The sequence below is a fragment of the Acidovorax sp. Root275 genome (genome assembly GCF_001428965.1).
In the GTDB taxonomy this organism is placed as follows: domain Bacteria; phylum Pseudomonadota; class Gammaproteobacteria; order Burkholderiales; family Burkholderiaceae_C; genus Acidovorax; species Acidovorax radicis.
On sequence record NZ_LMJH01000007.1, the window covers coordinates 61635 to 80664 of the forward strand.

Below are 19030 nucleotides of genomic sequence, written 5' to 3' on the forward strand. Positions count from 1 at the left end.
AATTTGATGGTTTTTGGCGTCTAGCGCTTGATGAAAAAGCGCTGGTAGCTATTGTTTTTGTAGTAATTGCTCGATCTGCAGGCCTGCATTGAGCACCGTGTCATCCCGCAGGGCCCCGTGCCAGACCATCAGGCCGACCGGGAGTTCCCCTTGCACGTGGCAGGGCAGGGACAGCGCGCAGCCGTCCAGCAGGTTGACCACGCTGGTGTTGCGCAGCAGCAGGTTGTTGACGCGGAAGAATTCGGCGTCGCGTGCGGCGTCTTGCGCTGTGTCCACCCCGTCGGCCGGTGCCACGTCGGCAATGGGCGGGGCCACGATGGGCACGGTGGGGGACAGCAGGGCGTCATAGTCCTCCATGTCGGCGAGCATGCGTGCGATCCATTGCTGGCGCGCCTGGAGCAGATCGATGTATTCCCAGGCCATCAGGGTGGCGCCTTTTTCAATGCGCATGCGCACCCGGGGGTCGTAGCGGTCGCTTGCGCGCTGCAGCAGCTCGCGGTGCCAGGCGTAGGCTTCGGGGGCTGCAAAGCCGTAGGCCGGCTGCTCCAGCACAGCGGGCAGGGCAATGGTGTCGATCTGGGCGCCGGCCTGGCGCAAGGCATCCACGCTGCGTTCGAACGCGCGGGCCACGGTGGCGTCCAGCGCCTCCAGAAACAGCGTGGAGGGAACCGCGAACCGGTACTGCGACAGCGGTGCCGGACTGCGCGTGACGCGCCGGGCGGCCAGCACCTCGTGCACCACGATGGCGTCGCGCACCGTGCGTGTCATGGCACAAGCGGTGTCGAGGGTGGTAGACAGCGGCACGGCGCCGGCCGTGGGCACCAGGCGGGCAGTGTTCTTGAAGCCCACGATACCGTTGAGCGCCGCTGGGATGCGGATGGACCCCCCCGTGTCGGACCCCAGTCCTATGAACGCGGCTCCGGTGGCCACCGAAACCCCGGCGCCGGAGGAAGACCCCCCGGGCACGCGGGGTGCGCCGGGCAGGGCACCAAAGCGGGCGTCCCAGGCGGCAGGTGTGTCGAAGTGAGGGTTGACGCCCACCCCGGAGAAGGCGAATTCCACCATGTTCGTGCGGCCGATGAGGCTGGCGCCTGCCGCGCGCAGCCGGGCCACAGCGGGGCAGTCGGCAACTGCTGCGGGAGCCCCTGACAGGGCGGTGGAGCCCGCTGGGGTGGGTTGTCCGGCAATGTCAAACAGGTCTTTGACCGATACCGCCAGCCCAGCCAGTGGCAGGTGGGCCAGACCCGGTTGCACCGCTGTGGTGCGCGCCGCGTCAAACAGCGTGCGCACGAAGCTGTGGGTATTGGCGGGAGCCTGGGCTGCTTCGATGCAGCGTTCCAGCTCGGCCACTGCGGTGGTGGTGCCGTCCCGCAGTTGGTCGCGGACGGCGGTCAGGTCAGGGTGCATGGGTGTGCTAGAATCTTTGGGTTTTGCTGGGTGCTGTGGCGCAAGCAGTGTGTGCACAGTGCATGCATCGTGAGTGTGGCAGCTGCGGCAAGACCAATCGCAAACCAGCCCTGTCAAGGTGTTGTGGCGTTCGTGAAGATCACGGCGCTGCAAATATTGGGGCTGATTTTAGACCTAACCTTTGGAGTATTTTTATGTCCGTTACCATGCGCGAAATGCTGGAAGCCGGTGTCCACTTCGGTCACCAAACCCGCTTCTGGAACCCCAAGATGGCCCCTTACATCTTCGGCCATCGCAACAAGATTCACATCATCAACCTGGAAAAGTCGCTGCCACTGTTCCAGGAAGCCCAAAAGTTCGCCAAGCAACTGGCTGCCAACCGCGGCACGATCCTGATGGTCGGCACGAAGCGCCAAGCCCGTGAAATCCTGTCCACCGAAGCCCTGCGCGCTGGCGTGCCTTTCGTGGACCAACGCTGGTTGGGCGGCATGCTGACCAACTTCAAGACGGTCAAGACCTCGATCAAGCGCCTCAAGGACATGAAGGCCCAGCAAGAAGCTGGTCTGGACAGCCTGAGCAAGAAGGAGCAACTGACGTTCTCCCGCGAAATCGAAAAGCTCGAAAAGGACATCGGCGGCATCCAGGACATGACTGCACTGCCCGACGCCATCTTCGTCATCGACGTGGGCTTCCACAAGATTGCCGTGGCCGAAGCCAAGAAGCTCGGTATTCCGCTGATCGGTGTGGTTGACACCAACCATTCGCCTGAAGGCATCGACTACGTGATCCCTGGTAACGACGACTCGGCCAAGGCCGTGACGCTGTATGCCCGTGGCATCGCTGACGCGATCATCGAAGGCCGCGCCAACGCCGTGAACGAAGTTGTGAAGGCTGCTACCGCCGAGAGCACCGACGAATTCGTGGAAGTGCAAGAAGCTGCCGCCTGATACCCGGCTGCGCGATCCGTCGCGAAAAAAAGCGGGGCCCTGGTGAGCCCCCTTTTTTTTAGGCGGAATCTGAATCGATTGAACTGAATACTGAAGGAATAAAGATGGCTGCAATTACCGCAAGCATGGTTGCCGAACTGCGTGGCAAGACCGATGCACCGATGATGGAATGCAAGAAGGCGCTGACGGAAGCTGACGGCGACATGGCCAAGGCTGAAGAACTGCTGCGCGTCAAGCTCGGCACCAAGGCTGGCAAGGCCGCCTCGCGCATCACCGCCGAAGGCGTGGTGGCCAGCTACATCGACGGCACCACCGGTGGCCTGATCGAAGTGAACAGCGAAACCGACTTCGTGAGCAAGAACGACAGCTTCATGGCCCTGGCCAAGGCTGCTGCCGAACTCGTGGCCAAGCACAACCCCGCCGACGTGGTGGCGCTGGGTGCACTGCCCTACGAGCAAGACAGCTTTGGCCCCACGCTGGAAGACGTGCGCAAGGGCCTGATCGGCAAGATCGGCGAAAACATGTCGTTCCGCCGCTTCAAGCACTTCGGTGGCAGCGGCAGCAAGCTGGCTTCCTACCTGCACGGCTCGCGCATTGGTGTGGTCGTGGAATTTGAAGGCGACGAAGTCGCTGCCAAGGACGTGGCCATGCACATCGCAGCCATGAAGCCCGTGGCACTGACCAGTGCTGATGTGCCTGCCGACCTGATCGCCAAAGAGCGTTCGGTGGCAGCCGCCAAGGCCGCCGAAGATGCCGCTGTGGCCGTGGCCGCAGGCAAGCCTGTGCAATCCGACGAAATCGTTGCCAAGCGCATCGAAGGTGGTGTGCAGAAGTTCCTCAAGGAAGTCTCGCTGTTCAACCAGGTCTTCGTGAAGGCTGCGGACGGCAAGCAGACCGTCGAGCAAATGCTGAAGGCCGCCAACACCACGGTGAAGGGCTTCACGCTCTACGTCGTGGGCGAAGGCATCGAGAAGAAGGTGGACGACTTCGCTGCCGAAGTGGCCGCCCAGGTTGCAGCCGCCAAGGCCGCTGCCTGATCGCCGTTTCCGGCAAAAAAACCACCAAAGCCCAGCACCACCTACCGGAGAAATTTCCCATGTCCAACGCTGCACCAGCCCACAAGCGCATCCTGCTCAAGCTGTCTGGTGAGGCGCTGATGGGGGACGACGCCTTCGGTATCAACCGCGCCACCATCGTGCGCATGGTGGAGGAGATCGCCGAAGTGACCCGCCTGGGTGTCCAGGTGGCCGTGGTGATTGGTGGGGGCAATATTTTCCGTGGTGTCGCGGGTGGCTCGGTCGGTATGGACCGTGCCACCGCTGACTACATGGGCATGCTGGCTACCGTGATGAACGCACTGGCCCTGGCCGATGCGATGGACAAGCAGGGCTTGGTGGCCCGCGTGATGTCTGCCATTGCCATCGAGCAGGTGGTCGAGCCCTACGTACGCCCCAAGGCGCTGCAGTATCTCGAAGAGGGCAAGGTCGTCGTGTTTGCTGCTGGCACGGGCAATCCGTTCTTCACCACCGACACTGCAGCTGCGCTGCGTGGTGCCGAAATTGGCGCCGAACTGGTGCTCAAGGCCACCAAGGTGGACGGCGTTTATACTGCCGACCCCCAGAAGGACCCCACCGCCACGCGCTACACAAAGCTGAGCTTTGACGAGGCCATGTCCCGCAATCTGGGCATCATGGATGCGACCGCGTTTGCCCTGTGCCGCGACCAGAAGTTGCCTGTGCGGGTGTTCTCTATCATCAAGCACGGCGCCCTGAAGCGCGTGGTGATGGGTGAAGACGAAGGTACGCTGGTTTACGCTTGACGACGATGGCTGCGGCCTGCATTGGATGCAGGTCGGCCCTGAGGAGAAAACATGACGATTGCCGACATCAAGAAGAATGCTGAAACCAAGATGGACCAGTCCATCTCGGCCTTCAAGAACAATCTGCAAAAGATCCGCACTGGCCGCGCCAACCCCGCGCTGCTCGATACGGTGCAGGTCGAGTATTACGGCTCTCTGGTTCCATTGAGCCAGGTTGCCAACGTGGCCTTGATCGATTCGCGCACCATCAGTGTGCAGCCCTGGGAAAAGGGCATGGGTGCCAAGATTGAAAAGGCGATCCGCGAAAGCGACCTGGGTTTGAACCCCGCATCGATGGGTGATCTGATCCGCGTTCCGATGCCCGCGATGAGCGAAGAGCGCCGCAAGGAAATGACCAAGCTGGCCCGCAACGAAGGCGAGAGCGCCAAGATTGCCGTGCGCAACTTGCGCCGTGACGCGAACGAATCCGTCAAGAAGCTGGTCAAGGACAAGCTGGCGTCCGAAGACGACCAGAAGCGCGCCGAAACCGACGTGCAGAAGGTCACCGACAAGCACATCGCCGAGATCGATGCGCTGGTGGCTGCCAAAGAGCAGGAAATCATGGCGGTTTAAGCCCGAAGGGCTTGAACGTTCACATGTCTGTATCTCCGGTGGTGCCACACCACATTGCCATCGTCATGGATGGCAACGGCCGCTGGGCCACGCGCCGCTTTCTGCCGCGCCTGGCAGGCCACAAGCAAGGGGTTGACTCACTGCGACGTTGCGCACGCGCTTGTGTGGAGCGCGGCGTGGGTGTGCTGACCGTCTTTGCCTTTTCTTCCGAGAACTGGAACCGGCCGGCCGATGAGGTCTCTGGCCTCATGGAGCTGCTGGCGATGGCGCTGGCGCGCGAAGTGCCGCAGCTCAAGAAGGATGGGGTACGCCTGTACTTCGTGGGTGAGCGTGCCGGTCTTTCGCAGAAGGTGCGTGATGGCTTGGTGCAGGCAGAAGCGGCCACTTCCGAAAACACCCGCCTCGTGCTCAACGTGTGTTTCAACTATGGCGGCCGCTGGGACATTGCCCAGGCTGCGGCATCTCTGGCAGCGCGTGGTGAAGCCATCACCGAGGCCAGCCTGCATGGTGCGATGGGCATGGCCCACGTGCCCGACCCGGATCTGGTGATTCGTACCGGCGGGGAAATGCGGATCAGCAACTTTTTGCTGTGGCAGGCCGCATACTCCGAGTTTTTCTTCAGCGACCGGTTGTGGCCGGATTTCGACGAGTCGGCACTGGACGAGGCGATTGCAGCCTTCAGAGGTCGCGAGCGCCGTTTTGGCAAAACCTCCGAACAAATCCTGTCCGCGCATCCCCATCCGATGCCGGGCTGAGAACCTGCACAGGTTCTGAAAGGCCCCATGCTCAAGCAGCGCGTCATTACAGCCCTTGTCCTGCTGGCCATTTTGTTGCCGGCGCTTTTCTACCCATCCACCGTGCCCTTCACCGTGGTTGTGCTGGTACTCATGGCGGCCGGTGCATGGGAATGGGGCCGCTTGAGCGGGTTTGGACAGGCAGGCTCCCTGGCTGTGGGGGGCGCCTGTGTCGCTTTGTGCGCTGGATCGTGGGCCCTGGGCTGGGTGAACCGTCCGTTGACCGCTCTCTGGGTCGTCGGTGGGGGGCTCTGGGTGCTGGCGACTGCCTGGTTGCTCAAGGCTGGCGTGCCCGGTTGGCCCCAGATTCCTGCGGCGGTGCGGTTGGTGGCTGGGGTCCTGGCCCTGTGGCTTGCGTGGCTGGCAGTCGTGCAAGCGCGCAATGTTGGCATCAACTTCTTGCTGTCGGTGCTGCTCCTGGTGTGGGTCGCCGACATCTTTGCCTACTTTGCAGGCCGGGCTTTTGGCCTGCGCTTCACCAAAGGCAAACTGGCCCCCTCCATCAGCCCTGGCAAGAGCTGGGAGGGCGTGTGGGGCGGTTTGGCGGGCGTGATGGTCATGGCCTTCCTCTGGGTGGCGGCCGATGCCCACTGGCAGGCGACCGTGCCCAGCTTCTACAGCCGCATGGCACAACAGGGCTGGTGGCTGCTGGTGATCGCGGCGCTGTTCATGGTGGCCATGAGTGTGTCGGGTGACCTGGTCGAGTCGCTCATCAAGCGCAGCGCCGGTGTCAAGGACAGCAGCGGCCTGCTGCCCGGGCACGGCGGGGTGCTGGATCGGGTGGATGCCTTGTTGCCGACGCTGCCCCTGGCGATGATGCTCACGAGTCTGACCACACAATGATGAAACAACGACTGACTGTCCTGGGTTCCACCGGTTCCATTGGTACCAGCACGCTGGACGTGGTGGCCCGCCATCCTGAGCGCTTTGAGGTGTTTGCGCTCAGTGCTGCAACGCAGGTGGATCTGATGCTTGCGCAGTGCGCGCAATTCCACCCCCGTTATGCAGTGATGGCGAGTGCTCCCCATGCGGCGCTTCTTTCTGAAAAGTTAGCGGCAAATAGCCTTCCAACGCAAGTCCTTCAAGCGCAAGATGCTCTTGAAATGATAGCGTCGCACGCTGATGTGGATGCCGTGATGGCGGCCATCGTGGGTGCGGCCGGCCTGGCGCCCTGTCTGGCTGCGGCGCGCGCGGGCAAGCGGCTGCTGCTGGCAAACAAGGAAGCCCTGGTCGTCGGTGGTGGGCTGTTCATGCAGACGGTGCGTGACGGTGGGGCGACGCTGCTGCCCATCGACAGCGAGCACTCCGCAATTTTTCAATGCCTGCCAGAAGATCCAGTGACCTGGGCCGACCGGATCGACTGCATCCTTTTGACCGCTTCGGGGGGGCCATTTCGCCAGCGTGATCCGGCGACGCTGTCACAGATCACGCCGGCCCAGGCCTGTGCGCATCCCAATTTTTCGATGGGTCGCAAGATCTCGGTGGATTCGGCCACGATGATGAACAAGGCGCTCGAAGTGATCGAGGCGCGCTGGCTGTTTGATCTGCTTCCAGACCAGATCAAGGTGGTGATCCACCCGCAGCAGATCATCCATTCCATGGTGCAGTTCAAGGATGCGTCCATCCTGGCGCAGCTGGGAACGCCCGACATGCGGGTTCCCATTGCTTGCGGCCTGGCCTGGCCAGAACGCATCGCTAGCGGCGCGAGCAAACTGGATTTTTCGGCCATGACTGCGCTGGCGTTCGAAGACGCCGATGCTCATCGATTTCCGGGTTTGCACCTGTCCTGGCAGGCGCTGAAGGCGGCCGAAGGGACAACCGCCGTATTGAATGCCGCGAACGAGGTGGCCGTCGGGGCATTTTTGTCCGGTCGTCTGCGTTTTGACCATATTCATGCCGTGAATCTTGCAACTTTGGATGCGGTTTTGCCCTCCAAGCCCGATTCGCTCGAAGCCCTGCTGGACCTGGATGCCCAGGCCCGCAATGCTGCCGAGCACGCCGCAGGCCGCCTGGCTGCCTGAGTTCTCACAGCACCACGGACCCGTACATGCTCCTTACCATCGTTGCCTTCATCGTGGCCCTGGGCCTCCTGATTGCCGTGCACGAATACGGCCACTACCGGGTGGCAGTGGCATGTGGGGTGAAGGTGTTGCGTTTTTCGGTGGGCTTTGGCAAACCGCTGCTGCACTGGCAGCCCGAAGGTTCGCCCACGGAGTTTGTGCTGGGCGCGTTTCCGCTGGGTGGTTATGTGCGCATGCTGGACGAGCGGGAGGCGCCTGTGGCGACCGAAGAGCGGCATCTGGCCTTCAACACACAGCCTCTGCGGTCCCGCGCGGCCATTGTTGCAGCAGGTCCTGTGGCGAACCTGCTGCTGGCTGTACTGCTGTATTCGATCGTCAACTGGAATGGCGTGGAGGAGCCGAAGGCGGTTCTCGCCAGTCCGGTCGCTGGCTCCGTCGCGCAGAGTGCGGGCTTGCGCGGCGGTGAACTGGTGGCGCAGGCCGCGCTGGGTTCGGACGACATGGAACCCGTGCGGTCTTTCGAAGACCTGCGCTGGCTGCTCACGCGCGGGGCCCTCGAGGGTCTGGCCGTTCGCTTGGACGTGCAGCCGCAGTCGGGCGCCGTGCACCGGGAAATCCTGCTGGACATGTCGAAGATCGACAGCCGCGAGGCGGATGCCCAGCTTTTTCGAAAAATAGGAATCCTGGGTCCGTGGACGCGCCCCGTGCTCGGGGAGGTCATGCCTGATGGCGCTGCTGCCCGAGCCGGATTGCGCCAGGGGGATGTGGTCCTCAAGATCGGTGCCAGCGATGTGGTGGATGGGCAGCAGTTGCGCGAGTTGATCCGCCATTCCGTGCGGGGCAATGAGCCGCTGGTCCAGTCCTGGCGCGTTGATCGATCGGGACAGGTGCTGACCATGGAGGTCTTGCCTGAGGCCAAAGCTGAGCTGGGTGCGACAGTCGGGCGCATCGGCGCCTATGTCGGAGCACCCCCCGAATTCGTGATGGTCGAATACGGTCTGTTCGAGGGGGCTTGGGCTGGCGTGGTCAAGACGTGGGACGTGTCCATCCTCACGCTTCGGATGATGGGGCGCATGCTGATCGGCGAGGCATCCCTCAAGAACCTCAGTGGCCCCTTGACCATCGCAGACTATGCCGGACGTTCGGCCAGCCTGGGGCTGACGCAGTACCTCGTATTCCTCGCCCTGATCAGCGTGAGCCTGGGCGTGCTCAACCTGCTGCCGCTCCCCGTCTTGGACGGAGGGCACCTGATGTATTATCTTTGGGAGGGTGTCACGGGCAGGGGGGTGTCAGATGCATGGATGGAGCGCCTGCAGCGCGGAGGTGTTGCAGTCTTGCTTCTCATGATGTCCATTGCCCTGTTCAACGATATCACCCGGCTCTTTGGCTAACACTTTTGCCGCGCTTGCCATGCAACTGCGGCGCCAGCTTCATTCATGAAAAAACACATCAATCGCCTGGGCGTGCGTACCGCATCGGCCGTTGCAGCCATGATTTTTGTCGCCAACGCGGCATGGGCTCTGGAGCCTTTCAAGGTGCAAGATATTCGCGTCGAGGGCCTGCAGCGTGTGGAGCCCGGCACCGTGTTTGCCTCGATGCCACTGCGGGTGGGTGACGACTACAACGACGAAAAAGGCGCTGCGGCCATCCGCTCACTTTTCGGTCTGGGGCTGTTCAAGGACGTGCGCCTGGAGGCGGCTGGAAATGTGCTGGTGGTCGTGGTGGAAGAACGACCCACGGTGGCTGATGTGGATTTCGCCGGGACCCGTGAGTTTGACAAGGATGCGCTCAAGAAGGCCATGCGCGATGTTGGATTGACCGAAGGCCGTCCTTACGACAAGGCGCTGACCGACCGGGCCGAACAAGAGCTCAAGCGCCAATACATCAACAAGAGCCTGTATGGTGCCGAGGTCGTCACGACGGTGACCCCGATTGAACGCAATCGTGTCAATCTGACCTTCACCGTGGTCGAGGGTGATCCCGCCCGCATCAAGGATGTGCGCATTGTTGGCAACAAGGCCTTCAGCGAGTCCACCCTCAAAGGCTTGTTCGATCAGGACACTGGCGGCTGGCTCAGCTGGTACACGAAGTCCGATCGCTATTCACGCGCAAAACTCAACGCCGACCTGGAGACCCTGCGCTCCTACTACCTGCAGCGCGGTTATCTGGAGTTTCGTGTCGATTCCACCCAGGTCGCCATCTCGCCGGACAAGCAGGACATTTCCATCACCGTCAATGTCACGGAAGGCGAGCGTTATGTAGTCTCCGGCGTGAAGCTGGAAGGCAACTACCTGGACCGGGAAGACGAGTTCAAATCCCTGGTCACGATTCGCGCGGGCGAGCCTTACAACGCCGACCAGGTCACTGAAACAACCAAGGCCTTTTCGGAGTATTTCTCGCGGTTTGGTTTTGCATTCGCGCGGGTAGAAGCCGTGCCTGAGATTGATCGCGAAAACAACCGCGTTGCCTTTGTCCTGCAGGTGGAGCCGTCGCGCCGAGCCTATGTGCGCCGCATCAACGTCAGCGGCAACAACCGCACGCGCGACGAAGTGATCCGCCGGGAGTTCCGCCAGTACGAGGCCTCGTGGTATGACGGAGAGAAGATCCGCCTGTCGCGCGACCGCGTGGACCGCCTGGGCTACTTCACCGAGGTCAATGTGGAGACCCAGGAGGTTCCGGGCTCTCCCGACCAGGTGGACCTGGTGATCAATGTGGCCGAAAAACCCACGGGCTCGCTGCAGATGGGCGTGGGCTTTTCCAGTGCCGACAAGGTCTCGCTGTCATTCGGTATCAAGCAAGAGAATATTTTTGGTTCCGGCAATTACCTGGGCATTGATGTCAATACCAGCAAATACCGCCGTACGCTGGTGTTTAGCACCACCAATCCGTATTTCACGCCGGACGGCATTTCGCGGACGCTGGATGTGTACTACCGCACGGACAAGCCTTATGAAGACCAGGGTGGCAACTATGAGCTGGTGACCACCGGAACATCGGTGCGATTCGGGGTGCCGTTCAGTGAGACCGATACCGTGTTTTTTGGTGGAGGCCTGGAGCAGACCAAGATCAAGGCCGGCACGAACATTCCCGCGACCTACCTGGCCTACGCGGATCAGTTTGGCTACAGCAGCACATCCATTCCCTTGACGATCGGCTGGTCGCGGGATGATCGCGACAGTGCCCTGGCACCCAATTCCGGCCGCTATCAGCGCCTCAACTCCGAATGGTCGGTGGCCGGAGACGCGCGTTATGTGCGGGCCAACTACCAATACCAGCAGTACGTACCTCTGAACAAGCGCTTTACCGTCGCCTTCAATGGCGAGGTGGGGATCGGCAAAGGCATGAATGGCAGGCCATTCCCGGTGTTCAAGAACTTCTATTCGGGGGGGCTGGGTTCGGTGCGTGGCTTCGATCAAGGGACCTTGGGCCCGCGCGACGTAACGGGTGCCTCCTTGGGGGGGCCGAAGAAAGTGACACTGAACGCGGAGCTGATCGCTCCGTTCCCAGGCGCAGGGAACGATCGGACACTGCGCGTATTCACATTCTTTGACGTGGGTAATGTGTACGGAGAAAACGAAAAGGTTACCTTCAGTGACATGCGTTCCTCCGTGGGGCTGGGCTTGAGCTGGATTTCTCCGCTCGGTCCTTTGCGTCTCGCCTTTGCGCAACCGGTGCGCAAGTTCGCTGGCGATAGAATCCAGAAACTGCAATTCCAGATTGGAACGTCTTTCTAATGAAATCCATTTCTCGCCATATCTCTTTGGCCCTGCTGCTTGGCTCCCTGGCCGTGGCAGCCCCTGCGCAAGCGCAAGAGTCGTTCAGAGCCGGTTTTGTCAATACAGACCGCATCTTCCGTGAGGCCAGCACGGCCAAGGCTGCACAGGCCAAGCTGGAGCAGGAGTTCTCCCGCCGCGAGAAAGAACTGGTGGACATGGGCAATACCCTGAAGACCGCTACTGAGAAGTTCGAGCGTGAAGCGCCGACGATGGCTGAAAGCCAGCGCACCACCCGCCAGCGCCAGCTGGTGGATCAGGACCGCGAATTCCAGCGCAAGCGCCGCGAGTTCCAGGAAGACCTGAGCGCCCGCAAGAACGAGGAACTGTCCCAGGTCCTCGAACGTGCGAACAAGGTGGTCAAACAAGTGGCTGAAGCCGAGAAGTACGACGTGATCCTGCAAGAGGCGGTCTACATCAACCCCAAGCATGACATCACCGACAAGGTGATCAAGGCGCTGAATGCCGCTGCAGGCAAGTAAGCCACAGCGCTGGACAGGTGGCGCGTGAGCTTGCTTCTTGGGCACATAGTTGATGCGCTCGGTGGCTCGCTGGAAGGAGGTGTGGCAAAGGATGTCGTCATCTCCCGCATTGCGCCCCTGGAGGTTGCCGGGCCGGGAGATCTCAGTTTCCTGAGCAACCCCCGCTACCAACAGCAACTGGCCGCCTCCCGGGCGGCCTGTGTCATTGTGGCGCCTGCCATGCGTGATGTGGCGGTGGCGCGTGGTGCCTGCATCGTGGTGGACAACCCCTACGTGTACTTTGCGCGAGCTACCCAACTGTGGCGGCAGCGCAATGCGCCCGCGCGCCAAGCCGGTGTGCACGCCAGCGCGGTGGTCGATCCCACGGCACAGGTGCATCCCACTGCGACCATTGGACCGCTGTGTGTGGTGGAACGTGGCGCGCACGTGGGCGCAGGGACAGTGCTCAAATCGCGTGTGACCGTGGGCGAGGATTGCCATATCGGCGCGCACTGCATCGTGCATGCCGGTGTCGTGATCGGGGCGGATGGTTTTGGCTTTGCGCCCGATCATGGGCAATGGGTCAAGATCGAACAGCTCGGAGCCGTCCGCATTGGTGACCATGTCGAGATCGGTGCCAACACTTGCATCGACCGGGGTGCGCTGCAGGACACTGTCATCGAAGATGGCGTCAAGCTCGACAACCTGATCCAGATCGGCCACAACGTACGCATCGGAAAACACTCGGCCATGGCTGGATGTGTGGGTGTGGCTGGCAGTGCGACCATTGGCGCGCACTGCACGGTGGGGGGCGGGGCCATTGTGCTGGGCCACCTGGAGCTGGCAGACAACGTGCATATCTCGGCAGCCACGGTGGTCACACGCTCGCTGACCCGGCCTGGGCAATACACGGGCATGTTTCCCATCGACGACAATGCGCGCTGGGAAAAAAACGCTGCAACACTCAAACAACTGCACAGCTTGCGAGAGCGCATCAAGGCGCTGGAGCAGGCCCTCAAAGCAGCATGAACGGAAGAACAACTCGATGATGGATATTCACGCAATTCTCAAGCAACTGCCCCACCGCTACCCGTTCCTGCTGGTGGACAAAGTGATCGAGCTTGAGAGCAACACTCGCATCAAGGCCATCAAGAACGTGACGTTCAATGAGCCCTATTTCATGGGCCATTTCCCTGGCCGCCCTGTGATGCCTGGCGTGTTGATCCTGGAAGCGCTGGCCCAGGCAGCAGGCTTGCTGGCGTTTGATGCGATGGGCAAAGTGCCCGACGAGAACAATATCTACTACTTCGTGGGCATTGATGGTGCACGCTTCAAGCGCCCTGTGGAGCCGGGGGATCAACTGATCTTGTCCATCACGATTGACCGTGTACGTGGTGGCATCTGGAAATTCAAAGGTGTGGCCAGCGTGGGCGAGGAAGTGGCTTGCGAGGCCGAACTCATGTGCACCATGCGCAGCGTGGGTTGATCGGCCCAGACCCGTTGGATCGTGAGCAATATCCATCCCACAGCCATCGTTGCGGACGGCGCCAACCTGGACCCCACGGTCACGGTCGGGCCGTATGCGGTCATCGGCGCGCATGTGTCCATCGGTGCGGGCACGACGGTCGGTGCACATTGTGTGATCGAAGGGCGCACCACGATTGGTGCCGACAACCGCATCTTTCAGTTCAACTCGATCGGCGCCATCCCGCAGGACAAGAAATACGCAGGTGAACCCACCAAACTGGTCATCGGCAACCGCAACACCATCCGCGAGTTCTGCACCCTGAATTTGGGTGTGCCCCAGGCTGGCGGCGTCACCACGGTGGGAGACGACAACTGGATCATGGCTTACACCCACATCGCCCATGATTGCCATGTGGGCAACAACACCACGCTGGCCAACAACACCACGCTGGCGGGCCATGTGCACCTGGGCGATTGGGTGACGGTGGGAGGGCTCACGGGCATCCACCAGTTCGTCAAGGTCGGAGCCCATGCCATGGTGGGCTTTGCCAGCGCAGTGACACAGGACGTGCCCCCTTTCATGCTGGTGGATGGCAACCCGCTGGCCGTGCGGGGCTACAACGTGGTGGGGCTGCGCCGCCGTGGCTTCTCGCCCGAGCGCATTGGTGCTGTCAAGCAGATGCACAAGCTGATCTATCGCCAGAGCCTCACACTGGAAGCCGCACGTGCGGCCATTGGCGAGCTGGCTCAAACCGCCCCCGATGCCGGTGGCGATGTGGCGATGATGGAGCGGTTCCTGGCCGACGCTACGCGCGGCATCGTGCGTTGAGGCGATCACCGTGAAGACGCCTCCCCGCATCGCCATGGTGGCGGGCGAAACATCGGGTGACCTGCTCGCAGGCCTGCTGATCGACGGCATGCAGGCCCATTGGCCGGGCCTGCAGTCCTGCGGCATTGGTGGCCCCCAGATGCAGCGCCGCGGATTCGCTGCCTGGTGGCCCAGCGAGAAGCTGGCTGTGCATGGCTACAGCATGGAAGTGTTGCGCCGGTTGCGCGAGCTTCTTGGCATTCGCAAGCAGTTGCGCCAGCGGCTCCTCAAGGATCGTCCGGATGTGTTCATCGGCGTGGATGCCCCTGATTTCAACCTGGGACTGGAGGCCGACTTGCGCGCGGCGGGCATCAAGACCGTGCATTTCGTGTGCCCGTCGATCTGGGCCTGGCGCGCGGACCGTGTCGAGAAGATACGCCGCAGCGCCGACCATGTGCTGTGCATCTTTCCGTTCGAGCCTGAACTGCTGGCGCGCCATGGCATTGCTGCGACCTATGTAGGGCATCCTCTTGCCGGTGTGATTCCCATGGTGCCGGACCGCGCTGCCGCCCGTGCTCAGCTCGGACTGCAGGATTCAGATGAAGTGCTGGCCATTTTGCCGGGCAGCCGCTCCTCGGAGATCGCCTACATCACTCGGCCATTTTTTGAGGCTGCAGCGCTTATTCTTCAAGCGCGCCCAGCTATTAAATTGATAGTGCCAGCCGTTCCAGCGCTGCGCGACCGCATCGTGCAGGCAGCGCAGGCCGCTGGATTGGGTGGTGCGGTGCAAGTCGTATCCGGGCAGTCCCACGCCGTGCTCGCAGCTTGCGACACCACGCTGATCGCCAGCGGTACCGCCACGCTGGAGGCTGCCCTGTTCAAGCGTCCCATGGTCATCGGATACCACATGCACCCGCTGAGCTGGTGGCTCATGCGGCGCAAACAGTTGCAGCCCTGGGTGGGGTTGCCCAACATCCTGTGTGGTGAATTCGTGGTGCCCGAGCTGATTCAGGATGCCGCGACACCCCAGGCGCTTTGTGCGGCAACGCTGCAATGGCTGGATGCGCGCCAGCACCATCCCGAGAAAATCACGGCCCTGGAGCAGCGGTTTACCGTGCTGCATGAAAGCCTGTTACGCAACACTCCCCAACTGGCAGCCGATGCGATCCAGAAAATCCTCCATCCCGCTGCCTGAACAGGCCTGCCTGCCATGGCACCCGGAAGGTCTTGTGGCCGGCGTGGATGAAGCGGGCCGTGGCCCGCTGGCGGGGCCCGTGGTGGCTGCAGCTGTCATCCTGGATGACCTGAACCCGATTGCCGGTCTTGCAGACTCCAAGAAACTCACGCCGGCCCGGCGCGAGAGGCTCTATGACGAAATCCGTGCCAAGGCGCTGTGCTGCAGCATTGCCGAGGCCAGCGTGGAGGAGATCGACCAGCTCAACATCCTGCAGGCCACCATGCTGGCCATGCGGAGGGCCGTGATGGGGCTGCGCCTGAAGCCCGTCATGGTGCTTGTCGATGGCAATCGGCTGCCTACGCTGGGCATCCAGGCCGAGGCCATCGTCAAGGGCGATGCGCTGGTGCCAGCCATCTCGGCCGCATCCATCCTGGCCAAGGTGCACCGCGACCGCTGGTGCGTGCAAGTGCATGAAGAATTTCCCCAATACGGATTTGCCGGCCACAAAGGCTATGGCACGGCCGTGCACATGGCGGCCCTGCGAGAGCATGGGGCCTGCGTTCACCACCGGCGTTCCTTTGCACCCGTGGCGCAGAACCTGCGCGGCTGAACCTGCCCACCCATGACATCTTCCTCCGTCACCACCATCCATTCACGGGATAACACGTTCGTGAAAGACCTGCGCCGTCTTGCGCAGGACACCACGGCCTACCGCAAGCAGGGCCGGGTCTGGCTGGAGGGGGATCACCTCTGTCGCGCGGCCGTGGAACGGGGACAGCGTGCATCGATTGCGGTGTTTTCTGAGTCTTTTTGGCCCCTGGCGCAAGTGGAGTGGGCGCAGGCTGCTATGAAAATAGTAGTAATTGCCGACTCGCTGTTTGCCGACATCAGTGGCCTGGAATCACCGGCGCGCATGGGTTTCATCATTGACCTGCCGTCGCCTGCCGCCTTGCGCCCGGGTGCGGCGACCGTCGTGCTGGACCGCGTGCAGGACGCCGGCAATGTGGGCTCCATCCTGCGCAGTGCATCGGCATTTGGATTCCGCCAAGTGGTCGCCATCAAGGGCAGCGCCGCGTTGTGGTCCGCCAAGGTGTTGCGCGCAGGCATGGGCGCGCATTTCGCATTGGACCTGATCGAAGGCGTGGAGCACGGCGAACTCCAATCGCTGGAGGTACCGATGCTGGTGACCAGCTCGCACGCCGGAGACTGGCTGCACCGTGCCGCCTTGCCCTGGCCTTGCGCTTGGGTTTTGGGCCACGAAGGGCAGGGCGTTTCCCCAGCCCTGGAGGCGCGGGCCGCGATGCACATCCGCATCGCGCAGCCTGGCGGCGAGGAGTCGCTGAATGTGGCGGCCGCTGCAGCGATTTGCCTGCATGCGAGCGGCGCTGGGCGCTGAAACCCCGTCTTTTGGGGCTGCCTCCAGCAGGCTGGATTTGCCTGCTGTCCTTTGCCTTTTTAGAGATTGCGCAGGAACTGGCGCACGAATTCACCCTGGTTGGCGGCATCTTTCTCGGTGCTGAACAGCACTTGCTGGTTCTCCACGCGGATCTTCAGCTGCGGTGCGAATTTGCATTGCACCAAGCCCACGCCGGACGCCGTGCTTTTGAAGGCGGGGGTGTTGCGGCACATGGATTCCAGCTCTGATGCCACCACGCCGCAGAAGCTGCCGATGCTCAGTGTCTGGAGTTTCTCGTCATCAATCGTGGCCCAGTCAACGTTGGTTTTCACTGAGGTACCGCATGCTGCCGTGGCATCCTGGTCGGCCTTGGCCAGTTCGGCCTGCACGCCCGCCAGGCGCTTGTTGCGGTCAAAGCGGGCCAGCTTTTCCTGCAGTCCCTGTTTTTGCTGGCTCTTGTAGCTGGCCTGCAGGTCGGCCAGCTTGAAGGCCTTGCTCTTTTCTTCGCTGAAGGCCAGTGGCACGCCATCGCGTTTGCCGGGCAGGTACACCACATAGTGTTCACCATTGCGATAGGCTTGGCTCTGCTTTTGCAGCAGGCCGTAGCTGCGGCCGTCGAGCGTGGTGGCGTACACCTCGCGCGCCGAGCCCTGCTGCTTCAGTTGGCTCAGAAACACAACCTGGTCGATGGGGTCGTTGATGCCGCTCACGCGCACCAGGGCCTGTTTCCCGTCCACGGTGGGTGCCAGCACGACTTCAACCCCCTGGGGGGCCACGAAGACCTGGGGGTATTTGGCCAATTCCTGGGCATGGGCTGCCATGGCGGCACAGAGGCTGGCCAGGGACAGGGCGAGGGGGCGGAGAAAAACGCGCATCGGAGGCAGCCTTTGGTGTGGGTGTGAGGGATGGAAACCGGCCGAAGTCTAGGGCGGCTGTTGTTCCCTGAAATGCCTGGAACACTTGCTTACGTAACAAGGTTATGCAAGACATGCATTTGCCGTTGATTGCCCCCCGAAGGGTATAATCGGGAGCTTTTCTCGCAACAGCGTCGCCCGACCGCACCCAAAGCAACAACCCATCTGAGAGCAGCCGCTGGCACTCGATTGCAAATATCCTTTGCAAGCGGCCTGCAGGCGCCGGGCGACCGTAACCATCCGGAGAACCCAGTGCTTTTGTCTCTACAGGGAAATTTCCCGCCCGCCATCCTGGCGCTCGCAGACGGCACGGTCTTTATCGGCAATTCGATTGGTGCCACCAGCACCACCGTCGGCGAAGTGGTGTTCAACACTGCCATCACCGGCTACCAGGAAATCCTCACCGACCCGAGCTACTGCCAGCAGATCGTGACCCTCACGTATCCGCACATCGGCAACTACGGCGTCAATGTGGAGGATATCGAAGCCGACAAGGTCCATGCTGCAGGCCTGATCATCAAAGACCTGCCCCTGCTGGCCAGCAACTTCCGCTCCACAGAAACGCTCTCGCAGTACCTGGTGCGCGAGAAGACCGTTGCCATCGCCAACATCGATACCCGCAAGCTGACGCGCCTGCTGCGCAGCAAGGGTGCTCAAAACGGCGCCATCATCGGCCTCGCCGCCGGCCAGGCCGTCACGCAGGCGCTCATCGACGAAGCCATTGCCAAGGCCAAGGCGGCCCCCAACATGGCCGGGCTGGACCTGGCCCAGGTGGTGACCACGGTATCGCGTTATGAGTGGACGCAGACCGAATGGAAGCTGGGCTCTGGCTACGGCGAGCTGGCAGCGCCGCAGTTCCACGTGGTGGCTTATGACTTTGGTGTGAAGAAAAACATTCTGCGCATGTTGGCAGAGCGCGGCTGCAAGGTCACCGTGGTACCCGCGAAGACGCCTGCCGCCGACGTGCTGGCACTCAAGCCCGATGGCGTTTTCCTGTCCAATGGCCCTGGCGATCCGGAGCCTTGCGACTACGCGATCGCAGCGACCCGCACCATCGTGGACAGTGGCATGCCCACGTTCGGCATCTGCCTGGGTCACCAGATCATGGCCCTGGCCGCAGGCGCCAAGACCTTCAAGATGACGCACAGCCACCATGGTGCCAACCACCCGGTGAAGGACCTGGACACCGGCCGCGTGAGCATCACGAGCCAGAACCACGGTTTTGCGGTGGACATGGAATCGCTTCCTGCCAATCTGCGCGCCACGCACGTCAGCCTGTTTGACGGCACGTTGCAAGGGCTGGTCCACAAGGACAAGCCGGCATTTTGCTTCCAGGGGCATCCTGAAGCTTCCCCCGGGCCGCACGACATTGCATATCTCTTCGACCGCTTCACCGACGCCATGCGCGCGGCGAAAGCCGGTTGAGCACGGGAG

Annotated in this window: 19 protein-coding genes; 17 read left to right on the top strand and 2 right to left on the bottom strand. The window is 62.0% G+C overall.

Features of this window, described 5'->3' with window-relative positions; translation table 11 throughout:
- Window positions 1-48: 48 nt before the first annotated feature.
- Window positions 49-1407, bottom strand: a complete 1359-nt coding sequence (locus ASE52_RS09655) for an amidase (RefSeq protein ID WP_057225721.1) — start codon at window positions 1405-1407, stop codon at window positions 49-51.
- Window positions 1408-1601: 194 nt separating this feature from the next.
- On the opposite strand from ASE52_RS09655, the gene rpsB reads away from it, so the two are divergent.
- The 16 genes from rpsB to ASE52_RS09735 all read left to right on the top strand — a co-directional run bounded on the left by rpsB (window position 1602) and on the right by ASE52_RS09735 (window position 16682).
- Window positions 1602-2354, top strand: a complete 753-nt coding sequence (gene rpsB, locus ASE52_RS09660) for a 30S ribosomal protein S2 (RefSeq protein WP_010457835.1) — start codon at window positions 1602-1604, stop codon at window positions 2352-2354.
- Between the two features lie 104 nt (window positions 2355-2458).
- Window positions 2459-3391, top strand: a complete 933-nt coding sequence (gene tsf / locus ASE52_RS09665; RefSeq protein ID WP_057225723.1) for a translation elongation factor Ts — start codon at window positions 2459-2461, stop codon at window positions 3389-3391.
- Window positions 3392-3450: 59 nt separating this feature from the next.
- The gene (gene pyrH / locus ASE52_RS09670) at window positions 3451-4173 is read left to right on the top strand and encodes a UMP kinase (protein ID WP_010457839.1); all 723 of its coding nucleotides are present in this window, start codon (window positions 3451-3453) and stop codon (window positions 4171-4173) included.
- A 51-nt stretch (window positions 4174-4224) separates the two neighbouring features.
- A complete protein-coding gene (gene frr / locus ASE52_RS09675; RefSeq protein WP_057225725.1) occupies window positions 4225-4785 on the top strand; it encodes a ribosome recycling factor in 561 nt (186 codons plus the stop codon).
- Window positions 4786-4808: 23 nt separating this feature from the next.
- Window positions 4809-5540, top strand: coding sequence for a polyprenyl diphosphate synthase (uppS, locus tag ASE52_RS09680; RefSeq protein ID WP_057225726.1), 732 nt, complete (start codon window positions 4809-4811; stop codon window positions 5538-5540).
- Between the two features lie 27 nt (window positions 5541-5567).
- Window positions 5568-6422: a phosphatidate cytidylyltransferase gene (locus ASE52_RS09685; RefSeq protein WP_057225728.1), complete on the top strand. Its 855-nt coding sequence runs from the start codon at window positions 5568-5570 to the stop codon at window positions 6420-6422.
- Window positions 6422-7600, top strand: coding sequence for a 1-deoxy-D-xylulose-5-phosphate reductoisomerase (gene ispC / locus ASE52_RS09690; RefSeq protein ID WP_057225730.1), 1179 nt, complete (start codon window positions 6422-6424; stop codon window positions 7598-7600). The genes ASE52_RS09685 and ispC overlap by 1 nt, the downstream gene beginning before the upstream one ends.
- A gap of 26 nt (window positions 7601-7626) precedes the next feature.
- Window positions 7627-8991, top strand: a complete 1365-nt coding sequence (gene rseP / locus ASE52_RS09695; RefSeq protein WP_057225732.1) for an RIP metalloprotease RseP — start codon at window positions 7627-7629, stop codon at window positions 8989-8991.
- 45 nt (window positions 8992-9036) lie between these two features.
- The gene (gene bamA, locus ASE52_RS09700) at window positions 9037-11334 is read left to right on the top strand and encodes an outer membrane protein assembly factor BamA (RefSeq protein WP_010457849.1); all 2298 of its coding nucleotides are present in this window, start codon (window positions 9037-9039) and stop codon (window positions 11332-11334) included.
- Window positions 11334-11855 carry an OmpH family outer membrane protein gene (locus ASE52_RS09705; RefSeq protein ID WP_010457852.1) on the top strand — a complete coding sequence of 174 codons (522 nt, stop codon included), beginning with the start codon at window positions 11334-11336 and terminating at the stop codon, window positions 11853-11855. The genes bamA and ASE52_RS09705 overlap by 1 nt, the downstream gene beginning before the upstream one ends.
- Window positions 11856-11879: 24 nt before the next feature.
- Window positions 11880-12863 (top strand): UDP-3-O-(3-hydroxymyristoyl)glucosamine N-acyltransferase, encoded by a 984-nt coding sequence (gene lpxD / locus ASE52_RS09710; RefSeq protein WP_057225734.1) that lies wholly within the window; start codon window positions 11880-11882, stop codon window positions 12861-12863.
- 16 nt (window positions 12864-12879) lie between these two features.
- A complete protein-coding gene (gene fabZ, locus ASE52_RS09715; protein WP_010457855.1) occupies window positions 12880-13320 on the top strand; it encodes a 3-hydroxyacyl-ACP dehydratase FabZ in 441 nt (146 codons plus the stop codon).
- 21 nt (window positions 13321-13341) lie between these two features.
- Window positions 13342-14130, top strand: coding sequence for an acyl-ACP--UDP-N-acetylglucosamine O-acyltransferase (lpxA, locus tag ASE52_RS09720; RefSeq protein ID WP_057225736.1), 789 nt, complete (start codon window positions 13342-13344; stop codon window positions 14128-14130).
- A gap of 10 nt (window positions 14131-14140) precedes the next feature.
- Window positions 14141-15304 (top strand): lipid-A-disaccharide synthase, encoded by a 1164-nt coding sequence (lpxB, locus tag ASE52_RS09725; protein ID WP_057225738.1) that lies wholly within the window; start codon window positions 14141-14143, stop codon window positions 15302-15304.
- Window positions 15270-15896 carry a ribonuclease HII gene (gene rnhB / locus ASE52_RS09730; protein ID WP_029412735.1) on the top strand — a complete coding sequence of 209 codons (627 nt, stop codon included), beginning with the start codon at window positions 15270-15272 and terminating at the stop codon, window positions 15894-15896. Before lpxB ends, rnhB begins: the two co-directional genes overlap by 35 nt.
- Before the next feature lie 12 nt (window positions 15897-15908).
- On the top strand, window positions 15909-16682 hold the full coding sequence (locus tag ASE52_RS09735) for an RNA methyltransferase (protein WP_057225739.1): 774 nt from the start codon (window positions 15909-15911) through the stop codon (window positions 16680-16682).
- Window positions 16683-16741: 59 nt separating this feature from the next.
- Here ASE52_RS09735 and ASE52_RS09740 read toward each other — a convergent pair whose 3' ends face one another.
- Window positions 16742-17557 carry a hypothetical protein gene (locus ASE52_RS09740; RefSeq protein ID WP_057225740.1) on the bottom strand — a complete coding sequence of 272 codons (816 nt, stop codon included), beginning with the start codon at window positions 17555-17557 and terminating at the stop codon, window positions 16742-16744.
- Between the two features lie 291 nt (window positions 17558-17848).
- On the opposite strand from ASE52_RS09740, the gene carA reads away from it, so the two are divergent.
- Window positions 17849-19021, top strand: coding sequence for a glutamine-hydrolyzing carbamoyl-phosphate synthase small subunit (carA, locus tag ASE52_RS09745; RefSeq protein WP_057225741.1), 1173 nt, complete (start codon window positions 17849-17851; stop codon window positions 19019-19021).
- The last annotated feature ends 9 nt before the right edge of the window (window positions 19022-19030 follow it).